This window comes from Kutzneria sp. 744 (assembly GCF_000568255.1).
Classification (GTDB): Bacteria; Actinomycetota; Actinomycetes; order Mycobacteriales; family Pseudonocardiaceae; genus Kutzneria.
Genome location: NZ_KK037166.1, coordinates 9,207,372 through 9,231,061 on the forward strand (window position 1 = coordinate 9,207,372; position 23,690 = coordinate 9,231,061).

Genomic DNA, 23,690 nt, shown 5'->3' on the forward strand with positions numbered 1-23,690 from the left:
CGCGCGGCGCTCGGTGCGCGAGGTGCTGCAGACCATCTTGACCTCCGCGCGCCGGCTGCTCGACGCCCGTTACGCCGCTCTGGGCGTGCCCGACGAGAACGGCTCGTTCGCCGAGTTCCTGGCCGACGGCCTCACCGACGAGCAGTGGAAGGCCATCGGCCCCGTGCCGCGCCAGCACGGCCTGTTGGGTCTCATGCTGCGTGACCCGAATCCCGTGCGGTTGAGCGATATCCGTGAGCATCCTCAGTTCGACTGGTGGCCGGCCGCCCATCCCGTGCTCACCGACTTCGTGGGCATGCCGATCACCGACGGCGACGAGATCCTCGGCGAGTTGTTCCTGGCCAACAAGAACACGCCCGGCGGCTTCAGCGCCGAGGACGAGGAGCTGCTTCGGTTGTTGGCCGGTCATGCCGCCATCGCCATCGTCAACGCCCGCTTGTACGAGCGCAGCCGTGAACTGTCCATTGTGGCCGAGCGCAACCGGATCGCCCGTGAGCTGCACGATGCCGTGACCCAGAAGCTGTTCTCTTTGCGTCTCACCGCCGACGCCGCCGCTGCTCTGGTCGACCGTGATCCCGCTCGGGCCGTCGTCGAGATCGACAATGTCCGCCGCTTGGCCGCCGACGTCAGCGATGAGCTCCGCGCCGTTGTCGTCGGTCTGCTCCCTGTCGACCTGTCCGGCGACGGCCTCGATGCCGCTTTGCGTAAGCAGGCCGAGTTGCTCAATCGTGTGCACGAGGCCGAGGTGGCCTTCGTCGGTTGTCCCGTGCCGAAGGTGACCTCCGCCCGCCGTGAGGCCTTGTACCGCATCGCTCAGGAGGCTTTGCACAACGCCCTTCGGCACGCCCAGCCCGCCCATGTGGAGATCGACCTCTCCGCCGGCGACGGCTTGGTCGTCTTGCAGGTGCGGGATGACGGTGTCGGCTTCGACGCCGCCCGTTCCGAGCAGGCCGCCCGGAAGCTGGGTCTCTCGTCCATGCGTGAACGCGCTCGCTCCGTCGGCGGCCGTCTCACCGTGACGTCCACTCCCGGCGTCGGGACCGTCGTCCGGGTGGAGGTGGCGACCGGTGGCTGATCCGATCAGGGTGCTTGTCGTTGACGACCATCCCGTTGTGCGCCAGGGCTTGCGCACTTTCCTGGACCTCCAAGAGGACATCACCGTCGTCGGCGAGGCCGCCGACGGTCAGTCCTGTGTGGACGCCGTCCTGGAGCTCCATCCCGACGTCGTCCTGCTCGATCTCAAGATGCCCGGCTCCGGCGGTGTCGAGGCCCTGCATGGCCTTCGCTCCGCCGGCAGCCCCGCCCGGGTCTTGGTCATCACCAGCTTCACCGACCCCGTCGCCGTGCTCCCCGCCGTCCGCGCCGGCGCCGCCGGTTACGTCTTCAAGGACGTCGACCCTCCCGCCCTCGCCGCCGCCATCCGCGCCGTCCACGCCGGCCATGTCCTGCTCCACCCCGACGTCGCCCGCCTCCTCGCCGCCGGCGATTCCCATTCCCCAGGGCATCCACCTCACCGCCCGCGAGCGCGAGGTCCTCTCCGAGCTCGCCCGTGGCCGCTCCAACCGCGAGATCGCCCGTTCCCTCGTCCTGTCCGAGAAGACCGTCAAGACCCACGTCAGCGCCATCCTCTCCAAGCTCGGCGTCTCAGGACCGCACCCAGGCCGCCCTCCACGCCGTCCGCACCGGCCTCCTCGACCAGCCCCCGCGCCTCAGCCAGCCGTGAGAGGCCACGCGGCCAGCCGCTGCTCTCTGGCGTCGCTTCGGCGGTTGCGGCTATGCGATGGCCGGGTGCGCCGGCCCTCTTGCCGCTGTCCGGGTAGCGCTGCCACGGATGCGGTCGCCGCCGGGCCGTGTCTGGCGTGCCAGGCCGTGCGGGTACGGGCCCGTACGGGCGCGGGGCCTGGATCCAGGCCGAGCGGGTACAGGGCCCGGAGCCAGGCTGTGCGGGTGCGGGGCTCGGATCCGGTATTGCGGTCGGCCCGAGGGGAGATCGGCGAAGGCGCAGACCTCAGCCCGCGTCCTCCAGCCCGTCAGAGAACACCGGCCGCTGATCGACCATCTTCACCGTCCACCGGCTGTGGTGGATCAATCGGTGGTGTGCCCCGCACAGCAACACCATGTTCTCCAGGCTGGTCGGTCCTCCATTGGCCCATTCGACTACGTGGTGGGCGTGACACCGCGCCGGTTCCGTCGCGCAGCCGGGGAACGCGCAGGTGCCGTCCCGCTCGATCAGTGCCTTCCGGATCCCCTTCGGGGCCGTGCGCTGCTGCCGCCCCACATTCAGGATCTCCTTACCGGCCCCCAGCACCAGGCGCATCACCGTGCTGTCACAGGCGATCCGCCGTGCCTCCGCCGCGCTCATCACGCCGCCACCCTCGACCTTCGCCACACCCGTGTTGTCCATGAAATCCTGGAACGACATCGACAACGTCAGGTGCGGCCGCTCACCGCCCTGCTCCGGCAGGCCCTCACTACGGGAGGCCAGCTCGATGATCTCCGCGAACGCATCCCCCTGCCGCTCCGCTGTCGTGCGGGGATCCTTGCCGAAGGTCGGCTTGGCCAGCGCGCTGAGCATCGCCGCGATCTTCGCCCCGTACTCCTGGTCGAGCCTTCCCCAGAACACCATGCTGCCGTCCAGCTTGCGTTCGAAACGGAACTCCCGCTTCGGTGCCCGCAACTCCCGGTCGTCCGGCGCTTTGCCGTCCTGGTCGAGGTGGAACAGGATCCGCTGCGCGATGTTCTTGAACTCGCCCTCGTCGAACTGGACGTTCTCCAACAGTGATGCCTCAACCCGGTTCCGCTCGACCGCCGGCGCTATCCGCAGCGTCTCGTGGATGATCTTCAGATGCTGCCGGTCCAACACCCCAGCGCGGCCTGCTTCGCGGATCGCCTGGCTGTGGAACAACTCCGCGTACCGAAGCCGTTCACGGGCTTCCCTGATCGTGAGCCGCCAGCGGACCACCATTGTCGACACGATGGAGGTCCGGTCCTCTTTCGACTTCACTGATCGGTCCCACACCTCCCAGATGCGCTCCAGCTGCTGGATGTAGGTCGCCCGGTACAGGGTTTCGGCTTCTTCGCCTGCTTGCCACAGCTCCAGTTCGCCGTGCTGCCACCCTTCGGTGTCGGCAGGGAATTCAGGATTCGCTGACATGCCCCTATTCTACCCCTCCGAATTGATCGATTTCCGTTACGCGTCAACCTATACACGATCGTGGCGGCCCAAATCTCCCTCGCTGGAAAGCGCTTTCCGACCCCTTTTGCAACGCTTCCCTCTCCATGATCGAACCCCCCACCCTTCGACCCGTCCCAAGCCATCAGTAAACGCGCGCACCCACCCACCCGGTGTCGCGCAACGCAATCCGCCCGCCCACCCACCTCGCGCCCCTTCCACTTCAGCACCGTATGCTGAAGAGAGAGTGGGCGGAGACGGCGACTGCGCGGTGCGGACACCCGACGCACCACCACGACTCAGAAGTCAGCGCCGGATAGGGCCTGCAAACCGAGGGCCGTGTATCGCGGTGCGGACGCCCACCGCGCCGACATGGCTCTACCGCTGACAACCTGTGGGCAGCCAGCAGCTCCGACAGTGCGGCCAGGCCACCGATCACCAGGCAACGGCGGTCGCCTCGCCGCCATACCTGGCAACCAACCGACCGGCAACCGCGCGGTGCGGACACCCAACGCACCACCACGGCCGCCAACCAACCAACTAACCAACTACCAACCAACCAACCAGCCCCTACGACCGCACCAACAGCACCCGGTACGCATTCGACCACCCGTGCTTACGCCCCCATGGCGCAAAGACCTTGTCGCCCACCAACGCCAGCACCATCAACGGCACCGACACGACCATGCTGGCCTTGCGGGCCAGGCGATGGAGCCGGCTGGGTGGCTTGGGCTGCCAGGGCACGTTGTTGCCGCCGACGACCCAGTTGGCCCACAGCATGACGGCGGCGATCATGTCCATGGACCCGTGCGGCTCGGCCCGCTGCTCCTCCACGACCGTGAAGCCGACTTCCTCGGCCGCTGCACGCAGGTTGGCGATGGGCATGAGGTTGAGGTGCTGGGGCTGCAACCAGGGCATCCAGTAGCGGCCGAGCAGGCGGCCCCAACGGCTCTCGGGGTCGGGGAGTTCGATCACGAGGTGGCCGCCGGGCGGCAGAACGGCGGCTGCGGCGGACAGCTCAGCGCGGGGGTCGAGGGTGTGCTCCAGATAGTGGAACATGCTGAGCGCGTCGTAGTTGCCGGCGAGCTCGGCGGTCATCTCGGGGAAGTTGCCGCGGAAGGCGCGGGTGATCCAGCCCTTCTCCTGTGCGAGCTCGACGCCGGCGCTCATGTCGAGGCCGTGGAACTCGGTGTCGGGCAACACTTCCGAGGCGGCCTTGCAGAAGTGGCCGTGGCCGGTGCCGACGTCGAGCCAACGCTTGGGGGCGTGGTGCTTGGTGAGCAGCGCGGCGCGGTCCTGAAGGCCGGTGGTGTTGCCTTCGAACATGGCGGCCATCTGCTGTTCGCCGAGACCGTCGTAGCAGTCACGGTAGTAGAACTCGAGGCCGGCGAGGCTGAGCCGGGGGTTCTGGAAGATGTGGTGGCAGTCGGCGCATTGGGACAGCTCGAACCGGCCGGGCTTGTGCTGCAACAGGTCCACGGTGCGCAGCCGCGTGGTGAGGCGGGCCGACGAGCACCAGGGGCAGTCGCTGCGGCGGGGCTCGAAGAAGCGGTCGAGCCCGGCGGCGATGTCGGCGAGGTACTGGGGGCGTCGCGCGGCGACAGGATCCGTCTCCGGCAGGGAGGAAGCGGTCATGCGCCGCAGCGTAGCGGCGATCAAGGGCCGCTGTCTGCGCGCCGAGAGTCGGAAATGTTCCGCACCTCGGAACAGCGGCTGCGCGGCGGGGCGGGGTGGGGGCATAGTCCTACGGTTGCCACGGCAGTCCGAGGAGTGGAAGACCTTGCACAACGACCATGCGACGCTCCGCGCGACGGTGATGCTGGAGTTGCTCGTGCCACGAGGGTGGCCGGTCCGGGTCGAGGTCGAGCTCGGCTACGACACCCGCGATCCGTACGCGGTGACGGCGGGGTTCCGCTGCGGCCCGTCGGGCACGGTGGAGTGGTGCTTCTCCCGGGACCTGCTCGCGGACGGCCTGCTCACCGACGTGGGCGAGGGCGATGTCCGGGTGGGCCCGGCCGACGATCACATCGAGCTGGTGTCGCTGGTCGTGAGCTCGCCGGCCGGCATGGCCATGTTCGAGGCCTACGCGGAGGACCTGGCCGAGTTCCTGGACCACACCTACGACCTGGTGCCGCCGGGCGTGGAAGAGCTGTGGGTCAGCGTCGACGACGCCCTCACCACCCTGATGTCCCGCGACCGGCGCTGAGCGTGGGCCTTTTGCTTGACCGCCCGTTCGTCGAAACCCTAGCGTGATCTAACGGAAGGCGCCGTCGCTTCCGTTAGGGGGGGAGCAGAATGGTGTTGTTGGCGCAGATCAGCGACCTGCATCTGGACGGGTCCGCGCGGGCGACGGCCCGGGCGCGGCGGGTGGTGGACTACCTCGACGGCCTGCAACGGCCGGTGGACGCGCTGCTGGTGACTGGCGACCTCGCCGATCACGGCGCCGAGGCGGAGTACGAAGAGGTGGCGCAGCTGTTCGCCACGGTCCCGGTGCCGGTGCTGCTGTGCCCGGGCAACCACGACGTCCGCGGCCCGTACCGCAAGGCGCTGCTGGGCGAGGAGCCGACGGGCGGTCCGATCAACCGCCGGCACACGGTCGGCGGCGTCGACATCCTGATGGTCGACGGCACGGTGCCGGGGCGGGGGCACGGCTTCCTCGACGACGAGACGGTCGGCTGGATCCGCGATCACCTGCGGGACGAGATGCCGACCCTGATCGCGCTGCACCATCCGCCGGCCCCGATGCACGAGCCGTTCATCGACGGCATCCTGCTGCACGAGCCGGACCGCCTGGCGGCGCTGGTGCGGGACCGTCCGCAGGTGATCGCGGTCCTGGCCGGCCATGCCCACACCGCCTGCGCCACAACGTTCGCCGGCAAGCCGCTGATCGTCGCGCCGGCGGTGACGTTCGCGCTGCGCATGGCCTGGGAGGGCGGCTCGCTGGACAACTGGGCCCAGCCGCCCGGCGTCGCGTTCCACGTCGTCGAGGACGACCGGATCACCACGCACTTCCGGGTCGCATGATCGAGCCCTACGCCGTCGCCGGGTTCCTGGCCGCCGTCTTCCCGATCACGGCCACGCCCGGCGCCAGTGTCGCCCTGCTGATCCAGGGCGGCCGGCGCCGGGCGCTGCCGGTGATCGGCGGCACCATCACCGGTTTGTACGTGCACGCCACGCTGGCCGTGCTGGGCCTGTCGGCGATCGTGATGCAGTCCAGCGAAGCCTTCGCGGTGGTCCGCGTGGTCGGGGCGGTCTACCTGATCGGCCTCGGCCTGTGGACCTGGTTCGCCGGACGGGCACCGAAGACCCGGCCTCGCACCGAGCCGACCTACATGCGGGCCGTGCTGGCCAACGTCCTCAACCCCAAGGCCGCGGCCATCTACCTCACGCTCGTGCCGCAATTCGTCACACCGCAGGACAATCTGGCCGTGCAGATCTACGTCCTGGTCACCGCGCACGCCTTGTTGGCCCTGGTCTGGCTGTCCATGTGGGCGTTCGTGGTGGGCAAGCTGCCGAGCACGGATGTGTTCCGCCGCTGGGCGAAACGCGTCACCGCCGTGGTTCTGGTGACGCTGGGCGTCCGCGCCGCCGTCACGGCCTAGATTTTCAGGGGCCTTGCTCGCGCGGCCTTGCCCTCGAACGGGGTCACCTGGCCTGCTCCAGGATCTGTCCGGCCAGCTCGATGGCGTGTTCGACGCTGTCGGCCCGGTCGCGGAAGGTCAGGTCCACGAACGCGTGCTCGACGCCGGCCTCGTCGCGGGCCCGCACCAGCACGTCGACGATGCTCTCGACGGACTCGCCGGCTTTGGTGTTGACCCGCAGGATGACGTCGATGTCCGCGGGATTCCGGCCGGCCTGCTCGGCCCCGGCCCGCACCTGTCCCAGTAAGCCGGTGATCATGGCCGGGTCGAAGAAGCCCGGCGCGGTCGCGGGCAGGATGCCGTCGGCCCGGCGGGCCGCCCGGGCGATGCCGGCGGAGGAGAAGGCCGGCAGGTAGACGGGAATCCGGTGCGCGGGCTTGACGTCGACCCAGCTCGGGGGCGTGCTGGAGAACCGGCCCTTGTGCTCGACGGGGTTGGTCGTCCAGTACGCCTCCAGCGAGTCGAGGCTCTCGTCGAGCCGGGCCCCGCGCTCGCTCATCGACACGCCGACGGCGCTGTACTCCTCGGGCGCCCAGCCGATGCCGAGGCCGGCGATCAGCCGCCCGCCGCTGAACTGGTCGATGGAGGCCAGCGACCGGGCCAGCAGCGGCGGCGCGTACCAGGGGGCGATGAGCACGCTGGTGCCCAGCAGCGGCCGGGTGGTGGCCGCGGCGGCGATGGAGAGCACCGCGAACGGGTCGAGGCTGGACCGGAACTCGGTCGGGATGCCGTCGACGCCGGGGTAGTTGACCTGCGGGTCGACCGCGGCGAACAGGCGGTCGCCGACCCACAGGCTGTCCGCCCCCAGCCGCTCGACCTCACGGGCGAACAGGGCGATGCCGTCGGGGCGGTGCGCGTGGATGCCGACATGCGGCAGGTCGAAGCCGATTTTCATCGCCGAGCCTCCGTTGAACATAGGGTCCTATTGTCAATATACATATCTATGGCCGATGTACCATCGAGGGCGATGCGCACCTACCACTCGCCCCGGCGCCGGGACGCCGCGGAGGCCACGCGCGCGGCGATCCTCGACGCCGCGGGCCGGCTGTTCGTGTCCGAGGGCTACGACAAGGTGACCGTCGCCGACATCGCCTCGGCGGCAGGCGTGGCCGTGCCGACGGTGTACGGCAGCACCGGCGGCAAGGCGGCGATCCTGCGGGCGGTGCTGGAGCCTGCGGTCACCGATCCGGCCGTCGAACGGACTCTGGCCGGCGTCCTGGCCACGGACGACCCGCACGAGGTCATCGGCCTGCTGGCCGCCGGCACCCGGGACTCGCACGAGCGCCACTGGGACCTCGTCTGGTCCCTGACCAGCGGAAACCTGGGCGAGCCGTGCGCCGAGGCGGTGCTGGCCGAGGCCGAAGCGTCCTATCTGGCCGCCCTGGCCGAGGTGGTCGACCGGCTCATCGAGCTGGACGCCCTCAAGCTCGACCGGGACGGCGCGCTGGACGTGCTGTGGTTCTACCTGGGCCGCCCCGGCTGGTACACGATGGTCGGCCACCGCGGCTGGGACTTCGACCGCGCCCAGGCCTGGCTGGCGGAGTCGGCGCGGCAGTCGCTGCTCAAGTCCTGACGGCTCAGAACTCCGTGTTGATGATGGCCTCCACCAGGGTTTCCCCGACCGGAGTCAGCGTCACGGCGTCCTCCGTGAGCCGGGCGAAGCCGCGATCGGCAAGGGAACGGAACCGGCCGGCCCACGGCTCGTCGAACAGGGAGCGGCCAAAACGGTTGCGGTGCAGGGAATCCCGCAGCGGCTGCAAGGACGTCAGCGCCATCTTGATGGCCCGGGTCTCCTGGCCCTCGGGGGAGAAGGCGGTGGCCGAGCCGAGGGGGACCCGGCCGGCCTCGACGGCGGCGGCGTAGGTCTGCCAGTTGACGTCGGTGATCGCCTCGGAGCGCCGGCAGCTGGAGCTGCCGCCGAGGCCGATGGCCACCTCGGCGTCCTGGCGGTCCTGGTCGACCATGATGGACTTCCACTTCTCCGGGCCGATTCCGCCGGACGCGAAGTACATCGTGGGATGCTCGACGTAGCCGGCGGCGCGCAGGCCCTCGGTCAGCAAGGCCCGCATCTCGTACTGCTCGTCCAGCGTCGGCCAGAAGTGGCCGTCCTTCTCCAGGCGCGCCCGGTAGCTGTCGACCTGCCAGGCCGCGGGCTTCTCGCCGGCGACACCGGTCCGCGTCTCGGCGTACGACTTGAGGTGCAACTTGGTGCACACCACCGAGTTCACGCCGGTCTCCAGCACCACGTCGAGATCGCGGCGGACGCTGTCGACGGTCTGGTCGAGCAGGCCGTACATCAGGTCGATGCTGATCCGCTCGAACCCGACCCGCTGCGCCTGGCGGATGAAGTCGACGCACATCTGGGACGTGTGCTCGCGGCCGCACAGCTTCAGCACCGGGTCGTCGAACGACTGCACGCCGCAGGACAGCTTGGTGCATCCCAAGGACGCCAACAACTCCAGCTTCTCCACCGTGAACGTGCTGGGATCGCCCTCGAACCGAACCGTGGTGTCCGGGCCGAAGTTGAAGTGCGAACGGTAGAAGTTCAGCAGCCGGGCGATATCCGACGGCGGCAGCAGCGACGGCGTGCCGCCGAAGACGTTGAACTCGCCGATCGGCGCCGACGCCAGCGCAGGCACCTTGTCCAGCCACAGCAGGGCTTCCCGCATGTTCCAGTCGGCCCACTGGGTCAGCTTGCTCGGATCGCCCTTGACCAGCACGACCGGGTACTGGCAGAACCGGCAGCGGTAGGCGCAGGTCGGGATGTACGACCAGAGGTGGATCGGGGCGGTGTCCCGCAGCTGGAGGTCCAGGTCGGCCAGGAAGGCCTCGGGGGAGTAGTCGGGGGTGTCGCCGGGAAACACGTGCGCGCCGAAGGGATCCTGCGTCACGTACTCCAGCAGATGGGCGTTCTCCTTCTCCAACAACGCGTCCAGCATCAGAACACCCCGCCGTTGCCGAAATGGTTGTGGGCCTCGCCGGATTCGCGGTCCTCGCAGTAGTAGCGCACGAACTCCCGGAACCGGTCCGGCGGCACCTCGTCGAAGCAGGCCGGCAACGGCGGCGGGTGGCCGATGTCCTCGCCGACTCCTGCCCGCAGTCGGGCGAAGATCTCGTCGGCGAACTCGAAGTACAGCCGGTACGAAGGCGTCTTGTAGACGTGGATGGGGGTGAAGTCGACGACCCGCATCTCGTCGGCGATCTCCTCGATGCGCTCGTGCAGCCGCTGGGCCAGGTCGGCGCCGAAGAACTCGATCACGTCGGCCGAGTCCAGAAGGGACGGTGTCAGCAGCAGCGGCAGGATGGTGTTCTTGGGCGTGAAGTCCTTGATGGAGAACTCCCACGCCTGCTGGGCTTCCGCCTCGGTCAGGTCGACGTCGCGGCGGCTGGCCCGCTCGGGCCGGATGTCCCGCATGACGATGATGCCGTCGTTGCCGTAGGCCCGGCCGGTGATCACCTCGTCGATGGCATGGTCGACCCGGCGCGGGTTGATCTCCACGCGCGAGGTCGGCGCGTACACGATGTCCTCGCCCGAGCCGCGGACCCGGATGCCGAAATCCCAGTCGTCGGACAGGTGGTTGACGAAGCGGCCGTTGTGCAGCTGGTAGAAGATCTCGATGCCGCCGACCTTCTCGTAGACGTCCCGGTCCACGGCGAAGCCCTTGCCGTCGGGGAAACCGCCGAACAGCGCGAAGGTCACGGCTCGGCAGCGCAGGGTGCGCTGGATCGCGTCCCACAGCCGCGGTCGCGCGGTGAAGTGCTCGGGGTTGTAGTAGTAGTCGCAGACGCCGATGGCCGCCTTGTTGGACTCCATGGTGCGGAACAACTCGGGCAGCCAGCGCCGGTCCACCCGGCAGTCGGCGTCGGCCGACACCAGGTAGTAGCGGGTGCCGGCGGCGCGGCCGAGGCGCTTGGCCGCGAAGTCCATGCCGGCCTTGCGGGCGCAGGCCACGCCCTGCTCGGCCTCGTCGAGCAGGTGGATCTTCAGCTCCGGGTGGGCGGCGGCGAAGGCTCGGGCGATGGCCACCGTGTCGTCGGTGGAGTTGTTGTCCACCAACACGATCTCGTACAGCTCCTGGTCCAGTTCCTGGGCGAGGAGACTGTCCAGCACGGCCGGCAGGTTGTGCGCCTCGTTGAACACGGGCAGCACCACGGCCAGCCGGGCCCGGGTGGCCAGCATGTCGTCGACCAGCTGCTCGGTCCGGTCCCGGTCGAAGTGCTCGCGACCGATCCGGTGGTTGTGTTCCGCCATGCGGGCACGCTTCCCTTCGTCCAGCAGCAGTTCGGCGACGCTGTCCACAAAGGACTGGTCCGGCAGGTCGGCGGTCAGCATCGGGGCCCGGCAGCCGAGATGCCCGTACACCGTGTGGTACAGCTCGTAGTCGCTGGTCAGGTAGGGCACCCCGGAGGCGATGGCCTCGCCGATCGGGTTGCCGTAGCTCTCGTAGTCGTACGAGGTGAGGAACGAGGCCAGGGTGGCCTCGGCCAACAGGTCCCGGATCGAGTAGGCTCGCCCGGTCCGCACCTCGCGCGGGGCCAGCCGGCCGCCGAACACCACCCGGTCGGCCACGCCGAGATCGGCGGCCAGCCGTCTCAGCTTCGCGTGCTCGGTGGGATCCTCCAGGGGATCGCCGGCCACGAACAGATACACGCCCGGCAGCCGCGCGATCAGGTGCAGGTCGCGGTCGATGCGTTTCTGCGGGATCACCCGGGTGCAGCGGGCGATCAGCGGGGCGCCGGCGGGAATGCCGAAGTGCGGCCGAAAACCGGGGTCGGGCCGGGTCGGCGAGTGGTCGAAGGTGTTGGGCAGCACCGCGATGTCGTGCAGCCCGGGCGCCCAGGAGAGCGTTTTCCGCCTGGCCTCGTCGTGCAGGGCCACGTACTGGATGTGCGGCGAGTCGACCGGCGGCACGGCGTGCGGATACGGGTCCCGGCCGTACTTCCCGGTGCCGGGCTCGCTCTGCCACATCAGGTCGTGGTCACGCCAGAGCACGAAGCGCCCCAGGCCCTCTTCCCGCCCGTAGCGCTCGATCGCCTGGTACAAGGCCTTGGTGTAGGTGATGTTCTCCGGCAGGGTGCCGTTCTCCACCACCACGAACGTCACGCCGGCCCGCCGCCAGGCCGCCACGATCCGGTCCGCCACCGCCACGGCCAGCGCCTCGACCCTGGGCAGTAGCTCGGAACGGCCGGCGCCGACCACCTCGCGCAGCACGTCGGCGACGAATTCCCCGTGGTATCCCTCGATTCCCGCCAGATCCGGCCGGTCGAGCCGCACCCAGTCCGGCAGCGCCGAGGACTCTTCCCGGTAGGGCCGGAAGAAGGCGTTCTTGTCGGCCTTGATGTCGTAGCCCAGATCGAGGTGCACGCGGTGGCCGCGGTCGCGGAACACCGATGCCGTCTTCACGAACTCGACCACGAGTCCGGAGATCGGGGTCGCGTCGAACGAGATTCCCCACAGCACCGACATACACCTGACGCTAACCCGGTCACGGGTCCGGAAGACCGGTCAGGCGGCCAGGTCTGCCCGGACTTGCCTCAGGCGCTGCGGGTCCGCCGGGCCAGGACTACGATGTGCCGGCTGTCGCCCCAGCGTGGAGGCTGCGCCGACCTGGACCGCCGGGGCCAATCATGGTGACGAGTCGGTGGTGGAAGTGCAGCCGGTAGAGCCGGTGACAAGGGCAGGAAACCACCATTCGGTGGGTCAGCGAGCGGGACCGACCGGTGGTGAGTGAGAGTATGCGGCGTGACTACGTGGTACCGGCCGATGCGGGCCCGCGGCATGCACGAGGTGCACCGGGTGTCGACCCCGCTGGAGTTGTTCTTCGACCTCTGTTTCGTCGTCGCCGTCTCGCAGGCGGCGGCGCAGCTGCACCACGCGCTGGGCAGCGACCACCCGGGCACCGGGGTGCTGCACTACGCGATGATCTTCTACGCCATCTGGTGGGCGTGGATGAACTTCACCTGGTTCGCCACCGCCTACGACACCGACGACGGCGTCTACCGGGCCACCACGCTGGTGCAGATCACCGGCGTGCTGATCATGGCGGCCGGCGTGCAGCGGGCGTTCGAGAACGACTGGCGGATCGTCATCGCCGGCTACGTGGTGATGCGGCTGGCCATGGTCAGCCAGTGGCTGCGCGCGGCCAAGTCCGACCCCGGACGTCGTCGGACCGCGCTGCGCTACGCCGTCGGCATCTTCGTGCTCCAGCTGCTGTGGCTGACCCTGCCGCTGCTGCCGGTGTGGGTGTTCGTGGTGTTCGCCCTGCTGGAGATGGCCGTCCCGATCTGGGCCGAGCACACCACGCCGACCACCTGGCACCCGCACCACATCACCGAGCGGTACAGCCTGTTCACGCTGATCGTGCTGGGCGAGTCGGTGCTGGCCGCGACCGCGGCCACACAGGCGGCGCTGGACTCGGGCACCGGCATCGCCGACCTGGCCGTGCTGGCCGCGAGCGGGCTGCTGATCGTGTTCGGCATGTGGTGGCTGTACTTCGACCGGCCCGCCTCCTACCTGCTGACGTCGCTGCGCACGTCGCTCATCTGGGGCTACAGCCACTACCTGGTCTTCGCCTCGGCCGCGGCGGTCGGCGCCGGGCTGGAGGAGGCGGTGGAGGCCCACGACCACATCGGCTGGGCCATCGCCGTGCCGGTGGCCGTCTACGTGCTGAGCGCCTGGGCGCTCCAGGTCCGGCCGCGCAAGGAGTACGTGCTGGACGCCGTGCACCTGGGGGCGGCGGCACTGATCCTGCTCACGCCGCTGACACCGTGGGCGGTGCCGGCCACGGCGGTGGTGGTCGTGCTGCTGGTCGTGTTCAGCCTGCTGCTGGGGCGGCCGTCGAATCTCGAACCACCACAGCTGTTGGAATCGTGACCACTGTCTGCGGGTCGGCCGGGCCGAACGCCAGCTCGATGGCCTTGCGGCCGATCTCCTCCAGCGGCACGTGCACCGTCGTCAGGTTCGGCCACACGTCGACGGCGGTCGGCAGGTTGTCGTAGCCGGCAACGGACACGTCGTCCGGCACGCTCCGCCCGGCCGCCCGCAGCGCGCTCACGGCCCCCGCCGCGACAAGGTCGTTGGCCGCCAGCACGGCCGTGAAATCGCGGCCGGCGGCCAGCAGCCGCTCCACCGCCTCGCGGCCGGCCTGCCGGCTGAAGTCGCCGTGCACCACCAGGTTCTCGTCCGCCTCGACGCCGAAGTCGGCCAGCGCCCGGCGGAAGCCGGCCAGCCGGGCGGTCGTGGTGGTGCGGCCGTCCGGGCCGGTGACGTAGGCGATGCGCCGGTGGCCCAGCTCGACCAGGTGCCGGGTGATCGCCGCCGACCCGCCCTCGTTGTCGATCTCCACCACGTGGCCGGGCGCGTCCTCACCGGGGGAGGGCCGCCCGCACAGCACCATGCGCGTCCCGGTGGTGAGCATGCCCTTGGCCCGCGTGGTCGCGGCCGCCCGGTACTCCTCGTCCTCGGGCGCCGCGCCGACCAGGATCACCGCGTCGGCCCGGTGCCCGCGCAGCAGGTCCAGGAACGCGAATTCCTGCTCGGCGTCGCCCTCGGAGTTGCAGATCACCGACAGCCGGCTGGTCTCCGCCGCCGCGCCCTGGATGCCACGGGCGATGCCGGCGAAGAACGGGTCGGAGGCGTCGTTGAGGACCACGCCGACGATGCCGCTGGTGGCGTGCAGCAGGGCCCGAGCGTGCGCGTTGACCACGTAGTCCAGCTCGCGCACGGCTTTCTCGACCCGCTGCCGCGTGCTCTCCGCGACCGGGTAGTTGCCGTTGAGCACGCGGGACACCGTGGCCGGCGACACGCCCGCGCGGGCGGCGACCTCGACCAGCGTGACGGGCATGCGGACCCCCGGTTTCGTCCTGTTCAGACCAGGTGATCACGGTATCGCTGAACGACCTCGGCAAGCACCTCGGCCCCGTTGCGTTCCCGCATGGCGGCGTTGAATATCTCGACCTCGACCGGGCCGTCGTGGCCGGTGGCGTCCACTTTCTCGCGGATCTCCCGCAGCGGGACGTGGCCGTCGCCGAGTTGGCCGCGGCCCAGCAGCACGCCCTCGGGCAGCGGGGTGATCCAGTCCGCGACCTGGAACAGCGCGATGCGGCCGGCCGCGCCGGCCCGGCGGATCTGCTCGTCCAGGTCGGGCTCCCACCAGCAGTGGTAGGTGTCCACGACCACGCCGACCTGCTCCCGGGGGAACGGCAACACCAGGTCGATGGCCTGGCCCAGGGTGGAGACGACGCAGCGGTCGGAGCAGAACATCGGGTGCAGCGGCTCGATGGCCAGCGTGACCTTGCGTTCCCCGGCGTACGGCGCCAGCTCGGCCAGCGCGTCGGCCACCCGGGCCCGCGCGCCCTTGAGGTCCTTGTCCGGCAGCCCGCCGGAGACGAGGACCAGTACTGGGCTGTTCAGTTCAGCTGCCTCGTCGATCGCCCGGCGGTTGTCGTCCAGCGCTTTCACGCGCTGCGCGGGCTCCGCGACGGTGTAGAAGCCGCCCCGACACAGGCTGGTGACCTTGAGCCCGGCCTCCCGTATCAACCTCGCCGCTTTGTGAAGGCCATAAGCCTCCACCGGCTCGCGCCAGGGGGCGATGCCCGGCACGCCGGCGTCGACGCAGCCGGCGACCAGCTCCTCCAACGACCACTGCTTGATCGTCTCGCTGTTGATGCTGAGCCGGGCGAGGGTCATAGCAGCGCCACCCGGCTCGCGGCCAACTCCGGGTCGGCGAACAGGTCCAGCTCGGCGGCCAGTTCGTAGCAGCGCACCAGATGTTCGCGCGACCGTGCCGTCTCCAGGCCGCCGATCATGCTGAAGTGGTCCTGGTGGCCGCCGAGCCAGGCCAGGAACACCACGCCCGTCTTGTAGAACCGGGTCGGCGTCTCGAACACGTGGCGGGCCAACGGAACCGTGGGCTCCAGCCGGGCCAGGAAGCCCTCGGTGTCGCCGTCGTCCAGCCGGCCCATCGCCCGCTCGGCCACCATGGCCAGCGGGTCGAAGATGCCGAGAAGGGCGTCGCTGTGGCCGTGCTCGTCGCCGGCGATCAGCCGGGGGTAGTTGAAGTCGTCGCCGGTGTAGCAGCGCACGCCCTGAGGCAGCCGTCGCCGCAGCTGGATCTCGCGTTCGGCGTCCAGCAAGGAGATCTTCACGCCGTCGATGCGCTCGGCGTTGGCCTCGATCACCGACAGGAACGTCTCGGTGGCCTTGTCCAGGTCCTCGCTGCCCCAGTAGCCGGCCAGCGCCGGATCGAACATCGGGCCCAGCCAGTGCAGGATCGCCTTGTCCGACAACTGGCCCAGCAGCCAGCCGTACACCTCGTGGTAGTCGTCGGCATCCCGGGCCAGCGCGGTGAGCTGCCGGCTGGCCATCACGATCGGTTGCGCCCCAGCGGCTTCCACCACCGACAGCTGTTCGGTGTACGCGGCGATCACTTCGTCCAGAGTGGACGGTGGTGCGGTCAGCTGGTCGGTGCCGGCGCCGCAGGCGATCAGGCCGCCTTCGGCGGCGGCGTCCGCGGCGCTGCGCCGGATCAGCTCGGCCGCGGTCGCCCAGTTCAGGCCCATGCCCCGCTGTGCCGTGTCCATCGCCTCGGCCACGCCCAGCCCCAGCCGCCAGAGATGGCGGCGGAAGGCCAGTGTGGCGTCCCAGTCCACTTTGGTGTTGTCGTCGGGATCGGCGACGACGTGCGCGGCGGCGAAGATGACCCGGCTGTTCACAGCGTCAGCTCCGGGACGTCGATGCGACGGCCCTCGGCGGCGGACCGAAGGCCCAGCTCCGCCAGTTGCACGCCCCGCGCGCCGGCCAACAGGTCCCAGTGCCACGGCTCGTCCAGCACCACGTGGCGGAGGAACAGTTCCCACTGCTCCTTGAAGCCGTTGTCGAACTCGGTGTTGTCCGGGACTTCCTGCCACTGCGCGCGAAAGTCCACGGGGGAGGGGAGATCGGGGTTCCAGACCGCCTTCGGCGTGATCGAACGGTGCTGCACGCGGCAGTGCCGCAGGCCGGCGACGGCGCTGCCCTCGGTGCCGTCCACATGGAACTCGACGAGCTCGTCCCGGTTGACGCGGGTGGCCCAGGAGGAGTTGATCTGCGCCACGATTCCGTTGTCCAGCTGGAAGATCCCGTACGCGGCGTCGTCGGCGGTGGCCTCGTAGGCGTTGCCCCGCTCGTCCACGCGCTGCGGGATGTGGGTCGCGGTAAGCGCTTGCACGCTGCGGACCGGGCCGAAGATCTCGCGCAACACGTACTGCCAGTGGCAGAACATGTCGAGCACGATGCCGCCGCCCTGGTCGGCCCGGTAGTTCCAGGACGGGCGCTGCGCCGGCTGCCAGTCGCCCTCGAACACCCAGTAGCCGAACTCGCCGCGCACCGACAGGATCCGCCCGAAGAAGCCGCCGTCCACCAGCCGCTTGAGCTTGCGCAGCCCGGGCAGGAACAGCTTGTCCTGCACCACACCGGTTTTCACGCCGGCCTCGGCCGCCGTGCGGGCCAGTAGGAGGGCGTCGTCCAGGGACTCGGCGGTCGGCTTCTCGCAGTAGATGTGCTTGCCGGCGGCGATCGCCGCCAGCACGCCCTCCTTGCGGGCGGAGGTGACCGAGGCGTCGAAGTAGACCTCCACGTCCGGCTCGGCCAGCGCCTTGGCCACGTCGGTGGTCCAGCGGTCGATGCCGTGGCGCTCGGCGAGCGCCCGGATCCGGTCCTCGTCGCGTCCGATGAGGACCGGCTCCGGCCAGATCACCGTGCCGTCGCTGGTGGTCAGGCCGCCTTGGTCCCGAATGGCCAGCACGGAGCGGAGCAGATGCTGGTTGTAGCCCATCCGCCCGGTCACCCCGTTCATGGCCACCCCGACGGTCCTCCGCGCCACAGCGCCACCTCCGCGTGATAGAAAAGCCTTTCTACGGGCTCACGCTACCCGCCCTGTCAACGTCGTCCGATCGTGTCAGCCGGCCGCCTTGAGCAGCAGGTCCAGCTCGTCGATCAGGTACCCGGCCAGGGTGTCGATGTCCGGCACCAGCTCGCGGCAGGCGACCAGGCCGAAGTGCAGCTGGCCCAGGTAGCCCACCAGGGTGATGTTGAGGCCCTGCCCGTCCAGGATCACCGACAGCGGGTACTGGGCCAGCATCCGCGCCCCGGCCATGTACACCGGCACGTTCGGCCCGGGCACGTTGGAGATGCAGATGTTGAACGGCGGCATGCGGTGCATCATGCCGGTGGCGAACACGACCCGGGCCGCCCGCGCGGCCAGCGCCGGCGGCGCGAAGTCGGAGATGTCGTCGACCAGGCCCTGCGGAATCGTCGCCTGCTGCGCCTTGGCGATCTTCGTCGCCTCGTGCACCACGGACAGCCGCTGCTCCGGGTCCTCCAGGTTCGTCGGCAGCACGGCCAGCATCGCCGACACCCGGTTGCCCATCGCGCCCTTGGCCGTCTCGTCCCGCACCGACACCGGGATCATGGCGTTGAGCGGGCTCGCCGGCAGCGCGTTGTGATCGGCCAGCCAGTGCCGCAGGGCGCCCGCGCACATGGCCATCACCACGTCGTTGACGGAAGTGCCGAAGGCGTTCTTCACCGTCTTGACATCGGCCAGGCTGACGCTGCGGAACGCCACGCGGCGGTGCGGGGTGATCTTCTTGTTGAACGGGGTGGCCGGCGCCCGGCCCAGGGTGGTCGGGATAACGCTGCCGTCGCCGCTGTTCAGCCCCAGCAGGCCGCCGACGAGCGGGCTGACCAGCGGGGCCAGCGTCGGCACCTTCTTCACGAACTCGCCGGCCAGCTGCACCGTTGCACCGGCCGCCAGGCCAGCCGCGCGGCGGCCCGGGCCATCAGCGACAGCGGGCCCGGCGGCCGGGGGCAGCCTGTGCGGTAGCGATTGTACTTCTACTTTGGCACAACGTGCGCGCTGATATTTATACAACCCAATGAGAAATACTATCAACTTGGGTTGTCCCCTACTGATGTACCTTACAGAATGTTGCCTCATTGATTATAGTCCGGCTTCAGGTCCAGCAGCACGGTGAGCAGCTCGGCGCCGGACACGCCGTCGATCGCCGCGTGGTGCACCTTGGTGTAGACCGCGACCAGCCCGTCGGCCAGCCCGGTGATCAGGTAGGTCTCCCACAGCGGGCGGCGCCGGTCCAGCGGGCGGGCGTGCAGCCGGGCCAGCTGCTCGGTGAGCTGGGCCTGCGAGCCCGGACTCGGCAGCGCCACCTCCCGGATGTGGTACTCGATGTCGAACTCGGGATCGTCCACCCAGTACGGCTGGTCCAGCCCGAGCGGCACCTCCAGCAGCTTGCGGCGCATCACCGGCACCAGCGGCAGCCGCTGGCCCAGCACCTCGGTCAGCAGGGCCAGGTCCAGAGGCCGCGGCGCGTCGCTCGGATCGAGCAGGCAGACCCCGCCGACGTGGCCGGTGGAGTTGGTCGTCTCCAGGGCGAGGAACGCGGCGTCGAGTCCGGTGAGTTGCTGCATGACACCCTTCACTTTCCGGCGATGGTTGGGGTGCGGGCGAGCCAGTCCGTCACGGCATCGACCACCGCGCCGGGGGTTTCCAGTTGGGGCGTGTGGCCGACGCCGGTCAGGAAAACGCTGTCCCAGGCCGGATTGGCCGCCGCGACCTGACGGGCCAACGCGATCGGCACCAGCCGGTCGACGTCGCCGCTGATCAGCAGGACCGGGGCTTGCAGGCCCTTCAGGATGTCCCGGTAGCGGTCGCCCCGGGCCAGGAACCGCATCAGCGAGCGGCTGGCGTTGAGGAAGGACTGCTCCTTGCCCGGGATCCGGCGGCGCTCCTCGGTCATGGCCACCGAGGCGTCCAGCATCTTGGCGTCGGCCCGGCTCGGATCGCCGAAGCAGAGGTCGTTCATCCGCTGCACCAGCTGCCGTGACGACATCCGCGACTGCGCGAACCGCATGTACAGCTCGCCGACGCCGGGCGTCATGTAGGTCATGAACATGGCGGCCACCCGCAGGTCCGGGCGGGTCGAGGTGGGCGGCAGGGCCGGGTCGACCAGCACGAGACCGGCGACGCTGTCCGGGTTGTTGTGGGTCTGGAGCACGGAGATCACGCCGCCCATCGAGTTGCCGACGAGCACCGCCGGCTCCTTGACGACCGTGGCGATGAACCGGTTGACCAGGCGCACGTTGGCCCGGATCGTCGTGCTGCGCGGGAAGCCCGGTGTGAGCCCGAAGCCCCGCAGGTCGAGGGCGACGGCTCGCCTGCCCTGAGCCAGCGCCCGGCCGACCAGGGACCAGTTCAGGTGCGAGCCGCCGAGGCCGTGCACGAACACGATCGGCGGAGCGTCGCCCTCGCCGCCGAAGTCGATCCAGTGCACCGGGCCGTCGATGTCGGTGACCCAGCCCCGCCCGCCCCACGGCTCGGCGAACGCCCACGGCGCCGGGCCGGTCATCGGGCCACCGGGTAGAACGCGCGGGCCCAGCCGCGCGGCTGGAACGGCCGCCAGGTGTCGGCCGGCTGGGCCAGCCGGTCGGCGATCGCCCACAGCGTGGCCGGATCGACGCCGAAGCCCAGGTGGGCGCACGTGACCTCGATGTTCTCCCGGTCCGTCGCCGGCGTCTGCATGCAGGTCCGCCAGTGCACGATGCCGTCCGCCTTCGAGTAGATCGCGGTCGACGGCACGGGGATCGGTTGCCCGAGCCGGTCCCGGCTGGGCACCCGGTCCGAGCTGGCGTGCCGGCGGGACCGGCGGCGGAAGGCGTACTCGGCCCGGCTCTGCCGGGGGTCGACCAGGGCGAACGGGCTGCCCAGGGTGATCACCTGCCGGACCAGGTCCGGATGGTCCCGGGCCAGCTCCCGGGCGTAGATGCCGCCGAGGCTCCAGCCGATCAGCGACACCGGGCCGCCCGTCCCGGCGGCCAGCTCCTGAAGCCGCAGCGGCATGCCGTCGAGCACCTCGTCGGTCGGCCCGATGTTGCGGCCGAGACCCCAGCCGCGCGTGGTGTAGCCGAGGGTCGCCAGGTACGAGCGCAGCGCCTGGTTGCTGACGTCGTCGGCCAGCAGACCAGGCAACAGCAGCACGCCGTGGCCGTCGCCGCGGGGCGCGCGGGACAGCAGCGGCACCGCGAACGGCAGCGAGGCGAAGGTCATCGCGCCCCGCGCCGGCTCGGTCAGAAACCACCGCAAAGGCGGGCGGCGCGCCGCCCCGGACCGCTCTTCCGCTTGTCGGGCAACAGACATGCTTGCCCCTCTCGTCTCGGCGGGGCGGTCCGGCTGCGCCCGTGATTACGTTGTGTTATTTGCGCATGGTAGGAAGCCGTCCTGGTCGCTGGCAATGACATGGGGGATCTTTGGGCAGATGTGCGGTCATCGTCCGGACATCGTGCTCACCGCCCGTGACACGCGGGGATCAGCCATGAACGAAGCCAGCGGGGTCGGGAACGGGATGCGCCAGTTGGGGTACTCGTCGACCGTGCCCGGCAGGTTGGGCTGGCGGGTCTCGCCGATCACGTCGTAGGGGGAGGCCAGGACCAGCCGGCACGGCGTGCCGGCCAGGAAGGCGTGCATCGCGACGATCACGTCCTCCTCGGCGGCGGACTCGTCGATGCCCAGCAGTTCCCGCAGCTCTCGGCGCTCCTTGGCGGCGTTGGCGTACTCCGCCTCGACGTCGCCGGCGAGGACCTTGAGCTCGGCCCGCACGCGGACGTGCTCGCTGCGCAGGAATCCCGCCGCCGTCGGCAGGTCGTGGGTGCTGATGCTGGCCGCCGCCCGCTCCGGCCAGCTCGCCTGGGGCAGCATGGCTCCGGTGTCGTCCCGTTCGAACCACAGCACCGCCGAGGACAGCATGTTGTTGGCGTGCAAGGTTTCCGTGACGACGGGTTCGACCGTGCCGAGGTCCTCGCCGATCACGGCCGCGCCGGCGCGGTGCGCCTCCAGCGCGAGGATGCCGGTCATGGCGTCGGCGTCGTAGCGGACGTACGTGCCCTTGCGGGCGTCGCCGCCCGGGATCCACCACAGCCGCCACAGACCGGCGATGTGGTCGATGCGCAGGCCCTGCGAGTGCCGGAAGACCGCTTGGAGCAGGTCCCGGTACGGCTTGTAGCCCGCCTCGGCCAGCTTCCTCGGGTGCCAGGGCGGCAGCGACCAGTTCTGCCCCTGCTGGTTGAAGGCGTCCGGCGGCGCCCCGACCGTCACGCCCGGGGCCAGCACGTCTTGCAGCGCCCAGGCGTCCGCGCCGCCCGGATCCACCCCCACCGGCAGGTCGTGCACGATGCCGACCGCCATGCCCTCCGCCGCCTGCCGGGCCTGCACCAGCTGCTGGTCGCACAGCTCCTGCAGCCAGGCGTGGAAGGAAATCCGGGCCGGGTCGGCCTGTTCCAGCACCGCCGGGCCGTCCGGGTGCCTCAGCTCCGCCGGCCATTCCCGGTAGTCCGCGCCGTGCTGCTCGGCCAGCGCGCAGTAGACGGCGAAGTCGTCCCCTTGCCGGTGCTCCTGCGGCTTGATCAGCTCCAGCGCCGCGATCTTCGCGTCCCAGAGCCGGTCGTAGTCGATCAACTCCTGCTCTTCGTCCGGCTTCAACGCATCGACGGCCGCCTTGGTTGCGTCATCCGCCTCCAGGTACTCCTTCGTGGCCGTGACGCGGAGGTAGACGGGGTTCGTGTGGCGGCGGCTGCTGGGGGAGTAGGGGGAGGGCTGGATCGGGTGCACCGGGGCCACCGCGTGCATCGGGTTCAGCAGCACCACCCCCGCGCCCGTGTCCTTGGACCAGGTGACGAAGTCCTTGAGGTCGGCGAGATCGCCCGAGCCCCAGGAGTCGCGGGAGTGCATCGAGTACAGCTGGAGCATCCAGCCCCACGTCCTCGGCGGCTCCGGCAGGCTCTTCGGGACCACCACCAGCGTGATCTCCCGGTCCCCGGCGATCAGTGTGTGCCACCCCAGCGGCAGATCCCCGGGGATCTCCTGCCCGATGTCGAGGGTCCGCCCGTCCTCGGTGCGAATCGTGGCCCGGCCTGATGCAGGGAAGGACGCCTTACCCTCGTTGGACGCAGTGAAGGAGTCCTTCCCCGCATCAGGGAGGCCCTTCGTCTCGCCCTCGCGCAGGACGATGGTCGGGGGCAGCTCGTCCCGGCTGACCTGGGCCAACGCCGTCCGGACGGCCTCGGGGGTGGCCGCGTCGACGCCGAGCTTGCCCAGCACCGACACCACCACGTCGGCCGACACGTCGACCCGGCGCCGCTCGCTGCCCTCGTACCAGGTGGCCACCCCGTGCGCTTCGGCCAGCTCCACCAGCTGATCATCCATGGCCCTATTCTGTCGGGCCCCGGCGTCAGAAGAGCGACCCCACCGCCACAGCCCCGCCCACGGCCAGAATGATGCCCCCGATCGCGAAGCCCAGGGGCTTGCGCCGCCACGCCGTGTGCCGGTCCAGGGCGTACCAGCCGGGGCCGGTCAGCAGCAGCGCGAAGGCGATCGCCGTCAGGGTGATCTCCAGCTCGAAGCCGACGCCCGGGCCGAAACCGCCGGCCCACTTGGCCCGCACCGCGCTGATGCCCACGCCGAGCAGCCCGGCCGCGGCCAGCGGCGTGAACAGGCCGATCACCATCAGCACCGACCCGGCGACCTCGGTGACACCGGTCAGCCAGGTCAGGAACTCCAGGTTGCGGCTGAAGCCGAAGCCCTGCAGCTGCGCGGTGAACGCGGCCATGCCCGGGCCGCCGAACAGGCCGAACACCTGCATCAGCCCGTGCGCCCCCATCGCGACCGCCAGCATCAGGCGCAGCACCAGGAGCCCGTAGTCCAGGCCGCCGTTCTCGTCCGACCAGCGGGACATGTTCGTCACGCCGGACACCCTAGCCACCCGGCGGGGCGCGGCCGCGCATATCCGGCCGGCGTGGTCCGAAACGCTCATCGCCCGTCTGCCGGTTGACC

21 protein-coding genes and 2 pseudogenes are annotated in these 23,690 nt (G+C 70.1%); 8 read left to right on the forward strand and 15 right to left on the reverse strand.

Annotation, left to right across the window (positions count from 1 at the left end; all coding sequences use genetic code 11):
* The 3 genes and pseudogenes from KUTG_RS42075 to KUTG_RS64575 form a co-directional block, all read left to right on the forward strand.
* A partial coding sequence (locus tag KUTG_RS42075; RefSeq protein ID WP_052396047.1) for a GAF domain-containing sensor histidine kinase occupies positions 1 to 1,075 on the forward strand: 1,075 nt, incomplete at its 5' end.
* A gap of 37 nt (positions 1,076 to 1,112) precedes the next feature.
* Positions 1,113 to 1,364, forward strand: a pseudogene (locus KUTG_RS64570) (response regulator transcription factor); the annotation flags it as partial.
* Positions 1,365 to 1,440: 76 nt separating this feature from the next.
* A pseudogene (locus KUTG_RS64575) lies at positions 1,441 to 1,587 on the forward strand (LuxR C-terminal-related transcriptional regulator); the annotation flags it as partial.
* A 421-nt stretch (positions 1,588 to 2,008) separates the two neighbouring features.
* Here the strand turns inward: KUTG_RS64575 and KUTG_RS42085 are convergent.
* Together KUTG_RS42085 and KUTG_RS42090 are read right to left on the reverse strand one after the other, a co-directional pair.
* Entirely contained in the window at positions 2,009 to 3,154 is a 1,146-nt protein-coding gene (locus tag KUTG_RS42085) for an HNH endonuclease signature motif containing protein (RefSeq protein WP_052396048.1), read from the reverse strand.
* Between the two features lie 588 nt (positions 3,155 to 3,742).
* Positions 3,743 to 4,807, reverse strand: coding sequence for a class I SAM-dependent methyltransferase (locus KUTG_RS42090; RefSeq protein WP_043725083.1), 1,065 nt, complete (start codon positions 4,805 to 4,807; stop codon positions 3,743 to 3,745).
* Positions 4,808 to 4,952: 145 nt separating this feature from the next.
* Here KUTG_RS42090 and KUTG_RS42095 point away from each other — a divergent pair, with 145 nt between their 5' ends.
* The 3 genes from KUTG_RS42095 to KUTG_RS42105 all read left to right on the forward strand — a co-directional run bounded on the left by KUTG_RS42095 (position 4,953) and on the right by KUTG_RS42105 (position 6,774).
* Positions 4,953 to 5,378: an SsgA family sporulation/cell division regulator gene (locus KUTG_RS42095; RefSeq protein WP_043732522.1), complete on the forward strand. Its 426-nt coding sequence runs from the start codon at positions 4,953 to 4,955 to the stop codon at positions 5,376 to 5,378.
* An 89-nt stretch (positions 5,379 to 5,467) separates the two neighbouring features.
* Positions 5,468 to 6,196: a metallophosphoesterase gene (locus tag KUTG_RS42100; protein WP_043725084.1), complete on the forward strand. Its 729-nt coding sequence runs from the start codon at positions 5,468 to 5,470 to the stop codon at positions 6,194 to 6,196.
* The gene (locus KUTG_RS42105; protein ID WP_043725086.1) at positions 6,193 to 6,774 is read left to right on the forward strand and encodes a LysE family translocator; all 582 of its coding nucleotides are present in this window, start codon (positions 6,193 to 6,195) and stop codon (positions 6,772 to 6,774) included. The genes KUTG_RS42100 and KUTG_RS42105 overlap by 4 nt, the downstream gene beginning before the upstream one ends.
* A gap of 43 nt (positions 6,775 to 6,817) precedes the next feature.
* On the opposite strand, the gene KUTG_RS42110 is transcribed toward KUTG_RS42105, so the two are convergent.
* The gene (locus KUTG_RS42110) at positions 6,818 to 7,708 is read right to left on the reverse strand and encodes a TIGR03619 family F420-dependent LLM class oxidoreductase (RefSeq protein ID WP_043732525.1); all 891 of its coding nucleotides are present in this window, start codon (positions 7,706 to 7,708) and stop codon (positions 6,818 to 6,820) included.
* 72 nt (positions 7,709 to 7,780) lie between these two features.
* Between KUTG_RS42110 and KUTG_RS42115 the strand changes: the two genes are divergently transcribed.
* On the forward strand, positions 7,781 to 8,386 hold the full coding sequence (locus KUTG_RS42115) for a TetR/AcrR family transcriptional regulator (RefSeq protein ID WP_043725087.1): 606 nt from the start codon (positions 7,781 to 7,783) through the stop codon (positions 8,384 to 8,386).
* A gap of 4 nt (positions 8,387 to 8,390) precedes the next feature.
* On the opposite strand, the gene KUTG_RS42120 is transcribed toward KUTG_RS42115, so the two are convergent.
* Positions 8,391 to 9,752, reverse strand: coding sequence for a radical SAM protein (locus KUTG_RS42120; protein WP_043725090.1), 1,362 nt, complete (start codon positions 9,750 to 9,752; stop codon positions 8,391 to 8,393).
* A complete protein-coding gene (locus tag KUTG_RS42125) occupies positions 9,752 to 12,280 on the reverse strand; it encodes a glycosyltransferase (protein ID WP_232241243.1) in 2,529 nt (842 codons plus the stop codon). Before KUTG_RS42125 ends, KUTG_RS42120 begins: the two co-directional genes overlap by 1 nt.
* A 276-nt stretch (positions 12,281 to 12,556) precedes the next feature.
* Here KUTG_RS42125 and KUTG_RS42130 point away from each other — a divergent pair, with 276 nt between their 5' ends.
* A complete protein-coding gene (locus KUTG_RS42130) occupies positions 12,557 to 13,687 on the forward strand; it encodes a low temperature requirement protein A (protein WP_232241244.1) in 1,131 nt (376 codons plus the stop codon).
* On the opposite strand, the gene KUTG_RS42135 is transcribed toward KUTG_RS42130, so the two are convergent.
* The 10 genes from KUTG_RS42135 to KUTG_RS42180 all read right to left on the reverse strand — a co-directional run bounded on the left by KUTG_RS42135 (position 13,629) and on the right by KUTG_RS42180 (position 23,592).
* Positions 13,629 to 14,657: a LacI family DNA-binding transcriptional regulator gene (locus KUTG_RS42135; RefSeq protein ID WP_043725092.1), complete on the reverse strand. Its 1,029-nt coding sequence runs from the start codon at positions 14,655 to 14,657 to the stop codon at positions 13,629 to 13,631. The two genes, KUTG_RS42130 and KUTG_RS42135, sit on opposite strands and share 59 nt — an antisense overlap.
* A 23-nt stretch (positions 14,658 to 14,680) precedes the next feature.
* Positions 14,681 to 15,502, reverse strand: a complete 822-nt coding sequence (locus KUTG_RS42140; RefSeq protein WP_043725095.1) for a sugar phosphate isomerase/epimerase family protein — start codon at positions 15,500 to 15,502, stop codon at positions 14,681 to 14,683.
* Complete coding sequence (locus tag KUTG_RS42145) at positions 15,499 to 16,527, reverse strand: dihydrodipicolinate synthase family protein (RefSeq protein ID WP_043725096.1); 1,029 nt, start codon at positions 16,525 to 16,527, stop codon at positions 15,499 to 15,501. The genes KUTG_RS42140 and KUTG_RS42145 overlap by 4 nt, the downstream gene beginning before the upstream one ends.
* Positions 16,524 to 17,675 (reverse strand): Gfo/Idh/MocA family protein, encoded by a 1,152-nt coding sequence (locus tag KUTG_RS42150; protein WP_043725098.1) that lies wholly within the window; start codon positions 17,673 to 17,675, stop codon positions 16,524 to 16,526. The genes KUTG_RS42145 and KUTG_RS42150 overlap by 4 nt, the downstream gene beginning before the upstream one ends.
* Before the next feature lie 75 nt (positions 17,676 to 17,750).
* A complete protein-coding gene (locus KUTG_RS42155; RefSeq protein ID WP_084580426.1) occupies positions 17,751 to 18,788 on the reverse strand; it encodes a WS/DGAT domain-containing protein in 1,038 nt (345 codons plus the stop codon).
* Positions 18,785 to 19,276: a wax ester/triacylglycerol synthase domain-containing protein gene (locus KUTG_RS42160; RefSeq protein WP_157495176.1), complete on the reverse strand. Its 492-nt coding sequence runs from the start codon at positions 19,274 to 19,276 to the stop codon at positions 18,785 to 18,787. Before KUTG_RS42160 ends, KUTG_RS42155 begins: the two co-directional genes overlap by 4 nt.
* 8 nt (positions 19,277 to 19,284) lie before the next feature.
* Positions 19,285 to 20,214, reverse strand: a complete 930-nt coding sequence (locus KUTG_RS42165) for an alpha/beta fold hydrolase (RefSeq protein WP_043725102.1) — start codon at positions 20,212 to 20,214, stop codon at positions 19,285 to 19,287.
* Positions 20,211 to 21,002 (reverse strand): esterase/lipase family protein, encoded by a 792-nt coding sequence (locus KUTG_RS42170; protein WP_052396051.1) that lies wholly within the window; start codon positions 21,000 to 21,002, stop codon positions 20,211 to 20,213. The genes KUTG_RS42165 and KUTG_RS42170 overlap by 4 nt, the downstream gene beginning before the upstream one ends.
* Positions 21,003 to 21,128: 126 nt before the next feature.
* The gene (locus tag KUTG_RS42175) at positions 21,129 to 23,063 is read right to left on the reverse strand and encodes a 4-alpha-glucanotransferase (RefSeq protein WP_043725105.1); all 1,935 of its coding nucleotides are present in this window, start codon (positions 23,061 to 23,063) and stop codon (positions 21,129 to 21,131) included.
* A gap of 25 nt (positions 23,064 to 23,088) precedes the next feature.
* Positions 23,089 to 23,592, reverse strand: coding sequence for a DoxX family protein (locus KUTG_RS42180; RefSeq protein WP_232241538.1), 504 nt, complete (start codon positions 23,590 to 23,592; stop codon positions 23,089 to 23,091).
* Positions 23,593 to 23,690 lie beyond the last annotated feature (98 nt).

Coding starts and splice junctions, on each gene's coding strand:
- KUTG_RS42160 (WP_157495176.1), bottom strand. CDS start 19,276: ATGCAGCAACTCACCGGACTCGACGCCGCGTTCCTCGCCCTGGAGACG.
- KUTG_RS42085 (WP_052396048.1), bottom strand. CDS start 3,154: ATGTCAGCGAATCCTGAATTCCCTGCCGACACCGAAGGGTGGCAGCAC.
- KUTG_RS42105 (WP_043725086.1), top strand. CDS start 6,193: ATGATCGAGCCCTACGCCGTCGCCGGGTTCCTGGCCGCCGTCTTCCCG.
- KUTG_RS42165 (WP_043725102.1), bottom strand. CDS start 20,214: ATGACCGGCCCGGCGCCGTGGGCGTTCGCCGAGCCGTGGGGCGGGCGG.
- KUTG_RS42125 (WP_232241243.1), bottom strand. CDS start 12,280: ATGTCGGTGCTGTGGGGAATCTCGTTCGACGCGACCCCGATCTCCGGA.
- KUTG_RS42120 (WP_043725090.1), bottom strand. CDS start 9,752: ATGCTGGACGCGTTGTTGGAGAAGGAGAACGCCCATCTGCTGGAGTAC.
- KUTG_RS42110 (WP_043732525.1), bottom strand. CDS start 7,708: ATGAAAATCGGCTTCGACCTGCCGCATGTCGGCATCCACGCGCACCGC.
- KUTG_RS42115 (WP_043725087.1), top strand. CDS start 7,781: ATGCGCACCTACCACTCGCCCCGGCGCCGGGACGCCGCGGAGGCCACG.
- KUTG_RS42155 (WP_084580426.1), bottom strand. CDS start 18,788: ATGAGGCAACATTCTGTAAGGTACATCAGTAGGGGACAACCCAAGTTG.
- KUTG_RS42170 (WP_052396051.1), bottom strand. CDS start 21,002: ATGTCTGTTGCCCGACAAGCGGAAGAGCGGTCCGGGGCGGCGCGCCGC.
- KUTG_RS42090 (WP_043725083.1), bottom strand. CDS start 4,807: ATGACCGCTTCCTCCCTGCCGGAGACGGATCCTGTCGCCGCGCGACGC.
- KUTG_RS42175 (WP_043725105.1), bottom strand. CDS start 23,063: ATGGATGATCAGCTGGTGGAGCTGGCCGAAGCGCACGGGGTGGCCACC.
- KUTG_RS42135 (WP_043725092.1), bottom strand. CDS start 14,657: ATGCCCGTCACGCTGGTCGAGGTCGCCGCCCGCGCGGGCGTGTCGCCG.
- KUTG_RS42140 (WP_043725095.1), bottom strand. CDS start 15,502: ATGACCCTCGCCCGGCTCAGCATCAACAGCGAGACGATCAAGCAGTGG.
- KUTG_RS42100 (WP_043725084.1), top strand. CDS start 5,468: ATGGTGTTGTTGGCGCAGATCAGCGACCTGCATCTGGACGGGTCCGCG.
- KUTG_RS42180 (WP_232241538.1), bottom strand. CDS start 23,592: ATGTCCCGCTGGTCGGACGAGAACGGCGGCCTGGACTACGGGCTCCTG.